The organism is Olsenella profusa, assembly GCF_016900315.1.
In the GTDB taxonomy this organism is placed as follows: Bacteria; Actinomycetota; Coriobacteriia; order Coriobacteriales; family Atopobiaceae; genus Thermophilibacter; species Thermophilibacter profusus_A.
The window spans coordinates 1-14,830 of record NZ_JACSNQ010000029.1; the positions used below are offsets into that span (position 1 = coordinate 1).

Annotated in this window: 13 protein-coding genes; 11 read left to right on the top strand and 2 right to left on the bottom strand. The window is 70.8% G+C overall.

What is annotated here, in order from left to right; all coding sequences use genetic code 11:
- The first annotated feature begins 257 nt into the window (after nt 1–257).
- The 7 genes from dpaL (at nt 258) to H9X80_RS08805 (ending at nt 8,400) form a co-directional block, all read left to right on the top strand.
- Entirely contained in the window at nt 258–1,469 is a 1,212-nt protein-coding gene (gene dpaL / locus H9X80_RS08775) for a diaminopropionate ammonia-lyase (RefSeq protein ID WP_204793970.1), read from the top strand.
- Between the two features lie 98 nt (nt 1,470–1,567).
- Nucleotides 1,568–2,974 carry a YgeY family selenium metabolism-linked hydrolase gene (locus H9X80_RS08780; RefSeq protein WP_204793971.1) on the top strand — a complete coding sequence of 469 codons (1,407 nt, stop codon included), beginning with the start codon at nt 1,568–1,570 and terminating at the stop codon, nt 2,972–2,974.
- A gap of 145 nt (nt 2,975–3,119) precedes the next feature.
- Nucleotides 3,120–4,322, top strand: coding sequence for a knotted carbamoyltransferase YgeW (gene ygeW / locus H9X80_RS08785; RefSeq protein ID WP_204793972.1), 1,203 nt, complete (start codon nt 3,120–3,122; stop codon nt 4,320–4,322).
- Between the two features lie 142 nt (nt 4,323–4,464).
- Entirely contained in the window at nt 4,465–5,406 is a 942-nt protein-coding gene (gene arcC, locus H9X80_RS08790) for a carbamate kinase (RefSeq protein WP_204793973.1), read from the top strand.
- Between the two features lie 201 nt (nt 5,407–5,607).
- Nucleotides 5,608–6,534, top strand: a complete 927-nt coding sequence (locus H9X80_RS08795) for an NTP transferase domain-containing protein (protein ID WP_239471881.1) — start codon at nt 5,608–5,610, stop codon at nt 6,532–6,534.
- Nucleotides 6,531–7,913, top strand: a complete 1,383-nt coding sequence (gene hydA, locus H9X80_RS08800; RefSeq protein ID WP_204793975.1) for a dihydropyrimidinase — start codon at nt 6,531–6,533, stop codon at nt 7,911–7,913. Before H9X80_RS08795 ends, hydA begins: the two co-directional genes overlap by 4 nt.
- Before the next feature lie 100 nt (nt 7,914–8,013).
- Nucleotides 8,014–8,400 carry a Rid family detoxifying hydrolase gene (locus tag H9X80_RS08805; protein ID WP_204793976.1) on the top strand — a complete coding sequence of 129 codons (387 nt, stop codon included), beginning with the start codon at nt 8,014–8,016 and terminating at the stop codon, nt 8,398–8,400.
- Nucleotides 8,401–8,539: 139 nt separating this feature from the next.
- Here the strand turns inward: H9X80_RS08805 and H9X80_RS08810 are convergent, their stop codons facing one another.
- Complete coding sequence (locus H9X80_RS08810; RefSeq protein ID WP_204793977.1) at nt 8,540–8,908, bottom strand: helix-turn-helix domain-containing protein; 369 nt, start codon at nt 8,906–8,908, stop codon at nt 8,540–8,542.
- Between the two features lie 409 nt (nt 8,909–9,317).
- Nucleotides 9,318–9,992, bottom strand: a complete 675-nt coding sequence (gene yqeC / locus H9X80_RS08815; RefSeq protein ID WP_204793978.1) for a selenium cofactor biosynthesis protein YqeC — start codon at nt 9,990–9,992, stop codon at nt 9,318–9,320.
- A 155-nt stretch (nt 9,993–10,147) separates the two neighbouring features.
- On the opposite strand from yqeC, the gene yedF reads away from it, so the two are divergent.
- The 4 genes from yedF to yqeB all read left to right on the top strand — a co-directional run bounded on the left by yedF (nt 10,148) and on the right by yqeB (nt 14,796).
- Nucleotides 10,148–10,795 (top strand): sulfurtransferase-like selenium metabolism protein YedF, encoded by a 648-nt coding sequence (yedF, locus tag H9X80_RS08820; RefSeq protein WP_204793979.1) that lies wholly within the window; start codon nt 10,148–10,150, stop codon nt 10,793–10,795.
- A 3-nt stretch (nt 10,796–10,798) separates the two neighbouring features.
- Nucleotides 10,799–11,053: a DUF3343 domain-containing protein gene (locus H9X80_RS08825; RefSeq protein WP_204793980.1), complete on the top strand. Its 255-nt coding sequence runs from the start codon at nt 10,799–10,801 to the stop codon at nt 11,051–11,053.
- A 59-nt stretch (nt 11,054–11,112) separates the two neighbouring features.
- Nucleotides 11,113–12,261, top strand: coding sequence for an aminotransferase class V-fold PLP-dependent enzyme (locus tag H9X80_RS08830; protein ID WP_204793981.1), 1,149 nt, complete (start codon nt 11,113–11,115; stop codon nt 12,259–12,261).
- Nucleotides 12,262–12,786: 525 nt separating this feature from the next.
- A complete protein-coding gene (gene yqeB / locus H9X80_RS08835) occupies nt 12,787–14,796 on the top strand; it encodes a selenium-dependent molybdenum cofactor biosynthesis protein YqeB (protein WP_204793982.1) in 2,010 nt (669 codons plus the stop codon).
- Nucleotides 14,797–14,830: the final 34 nt, after the last annotated feature.

Sequence of the window (14,830 nt, forward strand, 5' to 3'; positions counted from 1 at the left end):
CCCCCGTCCCCCGCGTTCCTGCCCTCCCTCAGAGTCCTTCTCGCCGACCGCTCGCGGGCCCAAACGTGACGTTTGCCGGGTATTGAAAATACTCGCCAAAACCCCCTTGAAATATGCCAACATATGCACTAACAAACTTTCTGTTTGGTAATCAGACAAAAAGTTGGACGCAGGGCGCGCAGGTGCGGGACGGGGGCCGCGCGGGCGCGGGAGACGGCGAAGGTACGGGACTCAGGTCCGCGAGGCAAGGAGGAAGCGTGAGCGAGAAGATCGAGTGGGTCCTCAATCGGATGCCCGGAAGCGACGACGCGCAGCTGGTGGTGATGGCCCTCGAGAACGTCGAGAAGGCCAAGGCCTTCCACCGCACCTTCCCGCAGTACGGCGTCACGCCGCTCGCCAAGCTCGACGGCATGGCGGCGCGCCTGGGCCTCGGCGGGCTTTACGTGAAGGACGAGAGCTACCGCTTCGGCCTCAACGCGTTCAAGGTCCTGGGCGGCTCCTTCGCCATGGCGCGCTACATCGCCCAGGAGATGGGCCGCGACGTCTCCGAGATGACCTACGACTACCTCACCTCTGACCAGTTCCGCGAGGACTTCGGCCAGGCAACCTTCTTCACCGCCACGGACGGCAACCACGGCCGCGGCGTGGCGTGGGCGGCAAACAAGCTGCACCAGCGCGCCGTGGTCCACATGCCGAAAGGCTCCACCAAGACCCGCTTTGACAACATCGCGCGGGAGGGCGCCGAGGTCACCATCGAGGAGGTCAACTACGACGACTGCGTGCGCATGGCAGCGGCCGAGGCCGCCCAGACCGAGCACGGCGTCGTGGTGCAGGACACCGCCTGGGAGGGCTACGAGGAGATTCCCTCCTGGATTATGCAGGGCTACGGCACCATGGCCGCCGAGGCCGCCGAGCAGCTGCGCACCCTGGAGGTCAACCGCCCTACGCACGTCTTCGTCCAGGCGGGCGTCGGCTCGCTCGCAAGCTCGATGGTGGGCTTCTTCGCCAACCTCTTCCCCACGTGCCCGCCCAAGTTCGTGATCATGGAGGCCGCCGCGGCCGACTGCCTCTACCAGGGCGCCAAGGCCGCCGACGGCAACCCGCGCGTGGTTGGCGGCGACCTCAAGACCATCATGGCGGGCCTCGCGTGCGGCGAGCCCAACACCATCGGCTGGGACATCCTGCGCAACCACGCCGACGCCTTCCTGTCCTGCCCGGACTGGGTGGCCGCCAACGGCATGCGGCGCCTGGCCGCGCCGGTCAAGGGGGATCCGTCGGTCACCTCCGGCGAGTCCGGCGCGGTCGGCATGGGCGTCATCGACGCAATCATGAGCGACTCCGCCTACGCCGAGCTCCGCGAGGCGCTCGAGCTGGACGGGAGCAGCCAGGTCCTGCTCTTCTCCACAGAGGGCGACACCGACCCGGAGCGCTACGCGCAGATCGTCTGGGACGGTGCCTGGGCAAAGTAGGCCGCAAGCCGGGGGCGGCCCACGTCGCCTCCACGAGAGTCGGGATTTGTTTGAGGACGGGGAGAGACGGTCCCCTTCCCACAGAGAGGATGATGAGCATGGCCAAGGAACTGAACTTCGACGAGATCAAGAGCGCGGCCGCCGCGTACGGTAAGGACATGACCGCGTTCCTGCGCGCCATGATCTCCCACCCGTCGGAGTCCTGCGAGGAGGGCGAGGTCGTGGCCTGCATCAAGGCCGAGATGGAGAAGCTCGGCTTTGACAAGGTCGAGGTCGACGGCCTGGGCAACGTCATCGGCTGGATGGGCGAGGGCGACAAGATCATCGCCATCGACTCCCACATCGACACCGTGGGCATCGGCAACCGCGACAACTGGGAGGCCGACCCCTACGAGGGCTACGAGACCGACGAGCTCATCTACGGCCGCGGCGGCTCCGACCAGGAGGGCGGCATGGCCAGCGCCACCTACGCAGCCAAGATGATGAAGGACCTGGGCCTCATCCCCGAGGGCTACAAGATCATGGTCGTCGGGTCGGTCCAGGAGGAGGACTGCGACGGCATGTGCTGGCAGTACATCGTCAACAAGTACTTCGACGGCCCCGAGGACGCGCGCGAGAAGATCGAGTTCGTGATCTCCACCGAGCCCACCGACGGCGGCATCTACCGCGGGCACCGCGGCCGCATGGAGATCCGCGTGGACGTCCACGGCGTCTCCTGCCACGGCTCCGCGCCCGACCGCGGCGACAACGCCATCTACAAGATGGCCGACATCATCGCCGACGTCCGCGCCCTCAACAACAACGGCTGCGACGAGTCCACCTCCATCAAGGGCCTCGTCAAGATGCTCGACCCCAAGTACAACCCCGAGCACTACGAGGACGCCCGCTTCCTGGGGCGCGGCACCTGCACCGTCAGCCAGGTCTTCTACACCAGCCCGAGCCGCTGCGCCGTGGCCGACTCCTGCGCGATCTCCATCGACCGCCGCATGACCGCCGGCGAGACCTGGGACTCCTGCCTCCAGGAGATCCGCGACCTGCCTGCCGTCAAGAAGTACGGCGACGACGTCAAGGTCTCCATGTACATGTACGACCGGCCCAGCTGGAAGGGCACCGTCTACGAGACCGAGGCCTACTTCCCCACGTGGATCAACGCTGAGAGCGCGGCGCACGTCCAGGCGCTCGTCGACGCGCACCACGCCCTCTTCGGCGAGAAGCGCATCGGCTGCGCCGCGTCCATGGACAAGCGCGAGGGGCGTCCGCTGACCGACAAGTGGACCTTCTCGACCAACTGCGTCTCCATCCAGGGCCGTTACGGCATCCCGTGCGTGGGCTTCGGCCCCGGCGCCGAGAGCCAGGCGCACGCGCCCAACGAGGTCACCTACAAGCAGGACCTCGTGACCTGCGCCGCGCTCTACGTGGCCGCGCTCAACCTCTACGACCCGTCCAAGAAGACCGGTGACGTCACCGTCTTCCGCGCCGGCGCCACCGACAACGACATCCAGTAGCGCACCCGGTGGCCGGAGACAAAGAGACAAAGGGGACAGGTTCTTTTGTCTCATCGGTCTCACGGCCGCCGGAAACCTCCGAAGGACTGACAGGGGATGAGACAAAAGAACCTGTCCCCTTTGTCTCACGAAGAAAGGAACCACGATGGCCAAGGACTTCTCCGCCCTTCTCGACGAGCTGGCCGGCTACGACTTCTCCGGCATGTACGACTCCGACTTCCTGCACACCTGGGACAAGACCACCGACGAGCTGCGCGCCCTCTACGTTGTGGCCGCGGCCCTGCGTAACCTGCGCGAGCGCAACGTCAGCCCGCGCATCTTCGACTCCGGCCTGGCCGTGAGCCTGTTCCGCGACAACTCCACGCGCACGCGCTTCTCGTTCTCCAAGGCCACCAACCTCCTGGGCCTCCAGCTCCAGGACCTCGACGAGAAGAAGTCCCAGATCGCCCACGGCGAGACCGTCCGCGAGACCGCCACGATGATCTCCTTCATGGCCGACGTCATCGGCATCCGCGACGACATGTACATCGGCGCCGGCGACGCCTACATGGCCGAGGTCGCCGAGTCCGTGGCCGAGGCCTACGCCGACGGCGTGCTCGACCACCGCCCGACGCTCATCTCGCTGCAGTCCGACTCCGACCACCCCACGCAGTCCTCTGCCGACATGCTCTACCTCATCGAGGAGTTCGGCGGCCTGGAGAACCTGCGCGGCAAGAAGGTCGCCGTGACCTGGGCGTACTCGCCCTCCTACGGCAAGCCGCTCTCCTGCCCGCAGTCGCTCATCTCGCTGCTGCCGCGCTTCGGCATGGACGTGACGCTCGCCCACCCCGAGGGCTACGACCTCATGGGCGACCGCGTGGACGCCGCCCGCGCCTACGCCGCCGAGTCCGGCTGCACCTTCCGCCAGGTCAACACGATGGAGGAGGCCTTCGAGGGCGCCGACATCGTCATCCCCAAGAGCTGGGCCCCCTACGCGGCCATGGAGCAGCGCACCAAGCTCTACGCAGCCGGCGACGACGAGGGCATCAAGGCCCTGGAGAAGGAGCTCCTGGCCCAGAACGCCACACACAAGGACTGGTGCTCCACCCGCGAGCTCATGGCGAAGACGGCCAACGGCGACGACACGATCTACATGCACCCGCTGCCCGCCGACATCTCCGGCGTCTCCTGCGAGCACGGCGAGGTCATGGCCGACGTCTTTGACATGCACCGCGTGGGCATGTACAAGGAGGCCAGCTACAAGCCCTACGCCATCGCCGCGATGATCTTCCTGCAGAAGGTCAAGGACCCGGTGGCCACCCTGCGCGCCCTCGAGTCCGCCGCCAAGCCCCGCTGGAACCAGGCGTAGCCAACCGCTAGCAACCTGGGGGCCGCCGGGTCAGTCGCGCGCTCACTGCGCTGCGCGCAGAAGTCGCGCGCCGACTGCCCGGCGGCCCCGCCGTTAGAGGTTCTTCTCGCCAAGCCCTTATCCGCATAAGGAGCAATATAAAATGTCAAAGAGAATCGTCATCGCGCTTGGTGGCAACGCGCTCGGCAAGAACCTGCCCGAGCAGATGGAGGCGGTCAAGCACACCGCCCGCGCCATCGTGGACCTCATCGAGCAGGGCAACGAGGTCGTGGTGGCCCACGGCAACGGCCCGCAGGTGGGCATGATCCAGGAGGCCATGACCCAGCTCACGCGCTCCAACCCCGAGAAGTACATCCCGTGCCCGCTCTCCGTCTGCGTGGCCATGAGCCAGGGCTACATCGGCTACGACCTGCAGAACGCGCTGCGCGAGGAGATGCTCGACCGAGGCATCGAGAAGGGCGCGGCCACGGTGCTCACCCAGGTGGAGGTGGACCCGGACGACCCGGCCTTCGCCAACCCCACCAAGCCCATCGGCGCCTTCATGACGCGCGAGGAGGCCGACCGCATGATCGCCGAGCGCGGCTACGACGTGGTCGAGGACGCCGGGCGCGGTTTCAGGCGCGTGGTGGCCTCGCCCAAGCCGGTCGGCATCGTGGAGCTTGACACCATCCGCTCGCTCGTTGAGACCAACCACGTGGTCGTTGCCTGCGGGGGCGGCGGCATCCCCGTATTCAAGACCGAGGGAAACCACCTCAAGGGTGCCGCGGCCGTCATCGACAAGGACTTCGCCGCGGCCAAGCTCGCCGAGCAGCTCGACGCCGACTTCCTCGTGATCCTCACGGCGGTCGAGAAGGTCGCGGTCAACTTTGGCAAGCCCGACCAGCAGTGGCTCGACGAGCTCACGCCCGAGACCGCGGAGCGCTACATCTCCGAGGGGCAGTTCGCTCCCGGCTCGATGCTCCCCAAGGTCCAGGCCGCGCTGGCGTTCGCGCAGTCCGCGCCGGGCCGCTCCTCGCTCATCACGCTCCTTGAGCGGGCGAGCGACGGCATCGCCGGCAAGACGGGTACCATCGTTCGCGGTTAGCGAGAAGGACCCGCGGCCCGCGACGGGGTGGCCTGGCGACGGGCTGCCTGGCGACGGGGTGGCCCCATGGCCGTCCGTTGGCTGGAACGGCCCCGCGCGGCGCGGGCCTGCGGCTGGAACGGCCTCACGCGGCGCGGGCCGCGGGCGTCTCTTGAGAGGGGAGCGACCTACCTCATGCGTCCTGACCTCAGGGCATACGTTTTGAGCGACGGCGGGAGCCGGGTCTTCGGGCCCGGCCCCGCCGACCTGCTGGAGCGCGTCGGCGAGCTGGGCAGCCTGCGCGCCGCCGCCATCAGCATGGGCATGGCCTACACCAAGGCCACACGGATCGTGCGCGAGGCCGAGGAGGCCTTCGGCTTCCCGCTCACGGAGCGCACGGTGGGCGGCGCGGGCGGCGGCGGCTCCCGCCTCACGGCGGAGGCGCGCGAGCTCGTGGAGCGCTACCGCTCCTTCGAGCGCACGAGCGAGGACGCTCTGGCCTCGGCCTACGCCACGTGCTTCGCGGGCTTCGCCGGCGTGCGGCGCCTGGGCTGCGTGGTCATGGCGTCCGGCGCGGCCGCGCGCTTTGGGGGAGCCCCCGGCGAGAAGCTCACGGCGTCCCTGGCGGGCGTACCGGTGCTGGAGCGGACGCTCTCTGCGCTGCCGGCCGACCTGCTCGACGTGGTGGTGGTGAGCGGGCACGCCGACGTGGCGGCGCTCTGCGGGCGCCTCGGGGTGCGCTGCGTGGCCCCTGGTGGTCCGCTCAAGAGCGACACGGTGCGCGCCGGCCTCGCCGCCCTCGGCGAGCGTGCGGGGTGCCTCTTCGTCCCCGGCGACCAGGCCCTTCTCGCCGAGAAGAGCGTGCGTACGCTGGCGTCCGAGCTCACGCGCAGCCCGCGCGCCATCGTGCGCCTTGCCTGGCACGGGAGGCCGGGAAGCCCCGTGCTCTGGCCGGCCGACGAGCTGCCGGCGCTGGCGGGGCTTACCGGGGACGACGGCGGCACGAAGCTCCTCTCCGGCCACGCCGAGCTGGGGAGGCGCGTGCGGCTGGTGGAGGCCGCCGACGAATGGGAGCTTGCGGACGTTGACACGCCGGACGACCTCGCGCGCATGGAGGACGCCCTGACGGAGAAGGGAGGGTCCAAGTGAGGATTCTTGCAGGGGGTACGCTCGTCACGCCGGAGGGCCTGCGCCGAGGCGACCTCGCGCTGGACGGCGGGAGGATCGCAGGCCTGGCGGCCCACATAGAGCCTGGCCCGGGCGACGAGGTGGAGGACGTGCGCGGCTGCTGGGTCTTCCCCGGCTTCATCGACGCCCACACGCATCTGCAGTGCTGGACGGGCATGGACTGGACCGCCGACAGCTTCGAGACGGGCACGCGCGCCGCCGCCTGCGGTGGCACCACGTGCGTGGTGGACTACGCCACCGCCGACCGCGGCGTGACGATGGACGAGGCCCTGGCCGAGTGGCACCGCCGCGCCGAGAGCGGGGCGGGCTGCACCGCCAACTACGGCTTCCACATGGCCATCTCCGAGTGGGGCGACGACTCGGCCGAGCAGATGCGCCGCATGCGCGAGGCGGGCGTGAGCTCGTTCAAGACCTACCTTGCCTACGACCACCTGCGCCTGACGGACGCGGAGACGCTGCGCTGCCTCGAGACGGTGCGCGACCTCGACGCCGTGCTCTGCGTGCACTGCGAGAACGGCGACGTGGTGAACGAGCTCCAGCGCCAGGTGCTGGAGCGGGGCGTCACGGGCCCGGAGGGGCACCCGCTCTCCCGGCCCGCCGAGGCCGAGGCGGACGCCGTGAGCCGGCTGCTCTACCTGGCCCAGATCGCCGGGGCGCGCGTGAACGTGGTGCACCTGTCCACCGAGCTGGGGCTTCTCGCCGTGCGGGCGGCCCGGGCACGGGGGCAGCGGGGCGTCTTCGTGGAGACGTGCCCGCAGTACCTCACGCTCGACGAGACGCGCTACCTGGAGGGGGGCGAGGACGGCTTCGCCGGCGCCAAGTACGTGATGAGCCCGCCGCTGCGCGCCGCCTCCGACGTGCGGGCGCTGCGCGGCGCGGTGCTCTCCGGCGAGGTTGACTCCATCGCCACTGACCACTGCTCGTTCAACCTCGCGGGGCAGAAGGAGCGCGGCAAGCCGGAGCTGGGCGGCGACTTCACCAAGATCCCCAACGGCGGGCCCGGCATCGAGCACCGCCCGGCCGTGGTGGCGACCACGTTTGCCGGGGAGCTCGGTCCGCGCGAGCTCTGCAGGCTCATGAGCGAGGGGCCGGCGCGCGTCTTCGGCCTGTGGCCGGAGCGCGGGCGCCTTGCGGTGGGCGCGGCGGCCGACGTCTGCGTGTGGGATCCCTCGGCGCGCTGGGTGATCTCGGCGGCGACGCAGCATCAGAACGTGGACTACACGCCGTGGGAGGGCTTCGAGGCCCACGGCCGCGCGCACCTGGTCTACGTGGGCGGGGAGCTCGTTGCCCGCGACGGCGAGCCGACAGGTGCCACGCCCGGCCAATACGTGGCAAGATAGGCGGTGGTGAGACAAGGGGGACAGGTTCCTTTGTCTCATTAAAAAAAGAAATGAGACAAAGGAACCTGTCCCCCTTGTCTCATGGAAGAAGGAGGAGAACATGGCAATCGAGGCAATCGTCACCGACAAGGCGCCCGCGGCGCTCGGCCCCTACTCGGCCGGGGCGGTGGCAACGGGAACCAAGGCCATCCACGTGTCCGGTCAGCTCGGCGTCGTGCCGTCGACCGGCGAGTTCGCGGGCGACGACGCCGTGTCCCAGGCGCGCCAGAGCCTGACCAACGTTCGGAGCATCCTCGAGGCGGCCGGCGCCACGATGGCCGACGTCGCCGAGGTCACGGTGCTCCTGGACGACATCGCGGACTTCGGCGCCGTGAACGAGGTCTATGCGGAGTTCTTCGAGGAGCCCTACCCCTCGCGCGCCGCGTTCGAGGTGGCCGCGCTGCCCAAGGGCGGCAAGGTCGAGATCAAGGCGGTGGCCTACCTGTAGGCAGGTCTTGCGCGCGGGAAGGCCCCCGGATTGCACGCAGAGGTGCGCTTTGCGGAACCTCTGCTTAGCAATCCGGGGGCCTCGCGTGTCGATCCGCAGGGTCTTTGACCGGAAGGCGGGTGAGTGGTCTTCCGGCTCACTAGCCCTCGACCTCGCGGAGGAGGTCAGCGGGGTCCACGTTGTAGAGGCGGGCCACCTTGATGAGGTTGGTGGTGCTCGGCTCCGACGCGCCGGACTCCCACTTTGAGACGGCCTGGCGGCTCACGCCGATCTTCTCGGCAACGAACTCCTGCGTCATCTTGCAGCGCTCGCGATGCGACCGCAGCACCTCGGCGAGCGACCGGCGCACCGCCACCGACTCCGGGTCCTTGCGCGGGCGGTCTTGCCGGATGAACCAGCGGATGGCGAGGACGCACACCACCACAAAGAGGACCCACGGTATCAGGCGGATGAGCAGCATTGGAAGTACGACCACGAAGAACTCGAACGGTCCAAAGCCCCATATCATCTTGACCCCTTTCCTCTCTGCCCGTCTACGTAAACCATAGGGGTGCCGCGCCGGTTGCGAACAGCACTTTTCGCGCAACGTGCGGTTGCGTTTCGGTTGCGGCGGGCTTTTGGGCTGTCGGAGCCCGGCTGCGGGGCGGCACGCGCGTGCGTGCCGCCCCCCGTGCCGCTTGTGCCGTAGGGTACGTACACCTCCCTGCAGGGTACGTACACCCCGCCACAGGGTACGTACCCTGTGGCGACCCCAACGTACTTCTCGCAACCTCATCTACCTGCGGAAACGCTAGGCGACACGGCGAGAAGGACGTCGGGGAGTGTACGTACCCTAAACGGGGATGTACGTACCCTGAAGAGGGGGTGTACGTACCCGCAGGCCGGCCGCGCACCGCCCGCCGAACCGACGCCTCGCGTCAGCCCCGCAGCTCCGTGAGCCGGCCGGCGCGCAGGCTCCCCGCGACGACGGGGACGTCGAGGCCGCCCGCCAGCGACCCCGCGGCGGCGAGAAGCGCGGGCGTGTCCGCCTGGTTCACGAGCACGCGCGTGGCCAGGCCCTCCGCGCGCAGCACGCGCGCCACGAGCTCGGGCGTCGCGGGATCCTCCGCCGCGCACCCCGCAAGCTCGCAGAAGATCTCCGGGCGATGGACCGCCTCGCGCACGGGGGAGCCGAGGCCGCCCGCGCCCACCACGAGCACGGTCTGCGTCGCGCCCGCCGGCACCACGGGCTCCCAGCTCGCGTGCGCCTTGAGGGGCAGGCGCCGCGCGCCGTCGGCCTCCACAAGCACGTAGTCCGCACGTGCCGCGAGCGCCTCCACGCCGCAGGCGGGCGCCACGAGCTTGTGGTCCTTCTCGCCGGCGCGTCCGCCCACGCAGACGAAGCGCTCGCGTTCCAGCGCGCTTGCGACCTCGTCTGGGCTCGGGTCCAGCAGCGTCCTCACGCCGGCAAAGGGCAGGATGTGCGTCGTCGTGGTCAGCACGACGGTGCCCGGCAGCTCACGCGCGAGCGTCGCCAGCAGCGTCGTCTTCCCGCCGCTGCCGACCACCGCGGTCACGCCGCGCGTCACGTGCAGAAGCCGTGCCGTCCCCATGCCGCTCCTCCTCGATGCCAACCTACCGTTCGGGGGCCTTGCAGTTTCAAAACTATAACGGTTCGCTACCATGTGAGACGGCTCATGACGATTTGTTTGACAAGCAAACTTTTTGCATGCCGCGTGCGGCGCGGCGACACAGAGGGAGGCAGGATATGGCAGAGACGCTGCTCACGATCGACGCGCGCGGTGAGGCGTGCCCCATCCCGGTAGTCCGGACGCTCAAGGCGCTCGGCGCGCTGGCGGGGCCGGGCTCGGTGGAGACGATCGTCGACAACGAGATCGCGGTCCAGAACCTCACCCGCATGGGGGAGGGCAAGGGCTGCTCGGTGAGCTCGGAGCGCACCGGTGAGAAGGAGTGGCGCGTCACCGTGACCGCGGACGTGGCCGTGGCCGTGGCGTCGGGCGAGCCGGAGGCCGTGACCTGTGACGTGCCGGTGGCGGGCGCCGCCCCGGCCCCGGCCCCGCGCAACGTGGTCGTGGCCATCACGGCCGAGACCATGGGCACCGGCGACGACGTGCTCGGCCGCAAGCTCATGGGGAGCTTCGTCTACTCCCTCACGCAGCTCGACGAGCTGCCGGCGTGCGTGCTGCTCTACAACGGCGGCGCGCACCTGAGCTGCGAGGGCTCGCCGGCCCTGGAGGACCTGCGCGGCCTTGCCGAGTCCGGCGTGGAGGTGCTCACCTGCGGCACCTGCCTCGACCACTACGGCATCGCCGATCAGCTGGCCGTGGGCGAGGTCACCAACATGTACGTGATCGCCGAGCGCCTCACGCGCGCGAGCCTCGTGGTGAGGCCGTAGCGCATGGCCCGCGTGCGGGTGCCCTCGCTCGTGGTGAGCTTTCCCACCACGGCGGCCGCGATGGCGTGCGAGGAGTGCTGCCGGCGCCGCGGCCTGCCCGGTCGGATGATCCCGCTGCCGGGGGAGGTCTCCGCGGGCTGCGGGCTCGCGTGGAAGGCGGCGCCGGCCGCACGCGACGAGCTGGCAGCGGCGCTTGAGGCCGACGACGTCCCGGTGGAGGGCTGGTCCGTGGTGGAGCTGCTGGAGTTTGTCCGGTAGCCCAGGGGGCGGACGGGCACGCCGTCGCCCCGTCGTCCGGCGAGAAGGACGTGAGGCCGATGATCTACCTTGACAACGCCGCAACCACGCTGCGCAAGCCGCAGGAGGTGGTCGACGCCGTGACGGCGGCGCTTGGGTCGCTCGGCAACGCCGGTCGCGGCGCGTCCGCGGGAGCGCTCGACGCCGGCCGCGTGGTCTGGCGCTGCCGCGAGGCGGTGGCGCGCCTGCTGGGCTGCCCGCGCGTCGACCACGTGTGCTTTGCGGCCAACTCGACCGCGGCGCTGAACGCCGCGATCTCCGGCCTGGTCGGCCCGGGCGAGCGCGTGGTGACCACGGTGCTGGAGCACAACTCCGTCCTGCGCCCGCTCGCGCGCCTGGCCGACGAGCGGGGTGTCACGGTGGCGTACGCCCCGGCCGGCGCGCACGGGTTCCTCGACCTGCCCGCGCTGGAGAGCCTCGTGACGCCCGGCACGCGGGCGGTGGTGGTGACGCACGCCTCCAACGTGACGGGCAACCTCGTGGACGTGGCGCGCGTGGCGGAGGTGGCGCACGCGGCGGGCGCGCTCTGCGTGGTGGACGCGTCGCAGACGGCCGGCTCCGTGCCGCTTGACATGGCGGCAATGGGCCTTGACGTGGTCTGCTTCACCGGGCACAAGGGCCTCATGGGGCCGCAGGGCACGGGCGGGATGGCCGTGGCCGAGGGCGTCGACGTGCGCCCGTGGGCCGAGGGCGGCTCCGGGGTGCACTCGTTTGCGCGGCGCCAACCACCCGAGTGGCCGACGCGGCTCGAGGCGGGGACGCTCAACGCGCACGGCCTCGCGGGGCTTCTCGCCGGCGTGGGCTTCATCGAGGCGCAGGGCGGCGTCGCCGTGGTGGGTGCGCGCGAGCATGCGCTGGCGGCGCGGCTCTACGAGGGCGTGCGGGACGTGCCCGGCGTGACGGTCTACGGCGGCTGGCCGGTGGCGCCGGAGCGCTGCGGCAGCATCGTGGCACTCAACGTGGACGGCATGGGATCTGCCGAGGCGGCCGACGCGCTGGCCGAGGGATGGGGCGTCGCCTGCCGGGCGGGCGCCCACTGCGCGCCGCTCATGCACCGCGCGCTCGGGACGGAGCGGCGGGGCGTCGTGCGCCTGAGCACGTCCTGGTTCACCACCGAGGAGGAGGTCGACGTGGCGGTTGCAGCGGTCCGGGAGATCGCCGCGGGTTAGCGGGGGGCGCGCGGCCGCTTTGCGGGCGGGCGCGGGCCGCCCCACGAGGGTACGTACACCCGCCCCGAGGGTACGTACACCCGCCCCGAGGGTACGTACACCCGCCCCGAGGGTACGTACACCGCCGCAGCCCCGACGTCCTTCTCGCCAACTCGTCTACCTGCGGAAACGTCGGGCGGCCCGGCGAGAAGGACGTCGGGGAGTGTGCGTACCCTAAAGCGGGGTGTACGTACCCTGGCGCAGGGACGGGAACGGCGCCGCCAGGCCGCTTGGGGGTCGCCATCTGCCGCTCGCGGGGCTTCTCGCCGGCGTGTCGTGAACTAACTTTTTGTGAGCTATACTGAAAAAGTGACTTTATGTGCTGGCACACGTTATAGTTTTAAAAATATAACGCAATGTGACCAGCTTATGTGACCGGTGCGTGCGGGCGGTGCGTGTGGGCTGCGCGTGTGGGCGGTGCGTGAGGGATGACGTCGCGCCGCCCCGTCACGCCGGGCGGGCGGGGCAGACAGCAGGGGAGGACGCATGCTGGTTGAGATTAGGGGCGCCGGGGACATCGCCACGGGCGTCGCGCTGCGCCTGCACCGCGCGGGCATGCAGGTGGTGATGTGCGACCTGCCCGTTCCCACCTCGATCCGACGGACCGTCTGCTTCTCCGAGGCCATCCGCCTGGGCGCGACGGAGGTCGAGGGCGTGCGCGGCGTGCTCTGCGCGGACGTGGCCGCCGCGCGCGCGGCCGTGCAGGCCGGGGAGGTGGCCGTGCTCGTGGACCCGGAGGCGGCGAGCGTCCCCGAGCTCGCGCCGGACGTGCTCGTCGACGCGATCCTGGCCAAGCGCAACCTCGGGACGCGGCGAGACATGGCGCCCGTGGTCGTGGGCGTGGGCCCGGGGTTCACGGCGAAGGTCGACTGCGACGCCGCGGTGGAGACGATGCGCGGCCACTACCTGGGGCGCGTCTACTACGAGGGCTCGCCGCTGCCCAACACCGCGGTGCCCGGGCTCATCGGCGGCTACGCGGGCGAGCGCGTGATGCGCGCCCCGGCCGCGGGCGCCTTTGAGCCGTGCGCGGAGATCGGCGACGAGGTGCGCGCCGGGGACGTCTGCGCGCGGGTGGCCGGCGAGCCCATGCGCGCCACGATCGACGGAGTGGTGCGCGGCCTGCTCCAGGCCGGCGTCCAGGTGACGGTCGGCATGAAGTGCGGGGACGTGGACCCGCGCTGCCACCCGGAGTACATCCGGACCGTCTCGGACAAGGCGTCGGCCGTGGGCGGCGGCGTCCTGGAGGCAATCCTCGCGCTCTCGCAGGGGTGGGACGGCGGCCGTGCTGGTGCGGGCGGAGCCTCGTACTCGCGGTCCGACGGCGAGAAGGACGCTGGCGGGGAGATTGCTGGCGAGAAGGACGCTGGCGGGGAGATTGCTGGCGAGAAGGACGCTGGCGGGGAGATTGCTGGCGAGAGGGGCGCCGGCAAGAGCGCCTGCGACGGGAAGGGTCCCGCGGGCAAGGAAGGCCCCGCGGGCGAGAAGAGCCTCGCGCTCGGTGACTCCCTCTCCGACCCGGCCTTCGTCGGCGCGCTCGTCGCCGAGCTCGAGGCCGGGCGCGGCGTGGCGCTGGCGAGCCTGCTTGCCACTAGCGGCTCGATGCCGCGCGGCGCGGGCGCGCGCCTGGCCGTGCTCGCGGACGGCCGCCGGCTGGGGACTGTGGGCGGCGGCGCGCTTGAGCTCGTGGCCACCCGGCGTGCGGAGGCCGTGCTCGCCGGCGCGCCGTCCTCGCTCGAGTGGGTCTCAAGCGGCAGAAACGACATGGCCTGCGGGGGCGACGCCCTGCTCGCCGTGCGCCTGCTGACGCCCGGGGACGCCGCGGCCCTGCGGGAGCTCGCGACGACCCTTGCCACCGGCGGTCGCGCGCTGGTGGAGGAGGGCTGGGCCGACCCGGCCGCGCCGACGCTCTCCGCGGCGCCGGTCCCGAGCACCCCTCACGCGCTCCGCCCGGGCTGGGACGAGGCACGCGCGACGTACCGCGAGCTCGCCTGCGCCCCGGCGCGGCTTCACGTCTTCGGCGCGGGCCACGTGGGCGCGGCGCTCGTGCCCGCCGCGGCGGCCGTGGGCTTTGAGGTGCACGTCTACGACGACCGCCCGGAGCTTGCCCGTCCCGAACTGCTGCCTGCGGCAGCCTCGGTGACCTGCGGTCCGTTTGAAGAGCTAGCGCCCGCCGCCGGCATAGGGCCGCGCGACTTCGTGGTGGTGCTCACCCACGGTCACGCGGCCGACGAGCTCGTCCTCCGGGACGTGCTCACGCGGGAGGACGAGCCCGCCTACGTGGGCTGCGTGGGGAGCGCCCGCAAGTCGGAGCGCTCCCGCGAGGGCCTGGCTGCGGCCGGCGTGGACCCGGGCCGGCTCGGGCGCGTGCACATGCCGATTGGCCTCGCCATCGGCGCCGCCACCCCGGCCGAGATTGCGCTCGCCATAGCCGCGCAGCTGGTGCTCGCCCGCGCGCGGCTGCGCGGCGAGGGCCCCGGGAAGGGTGAGCGCGTGTGAGCGCCCGCCGCGACCCCGCCGACCAGGCGAGAAG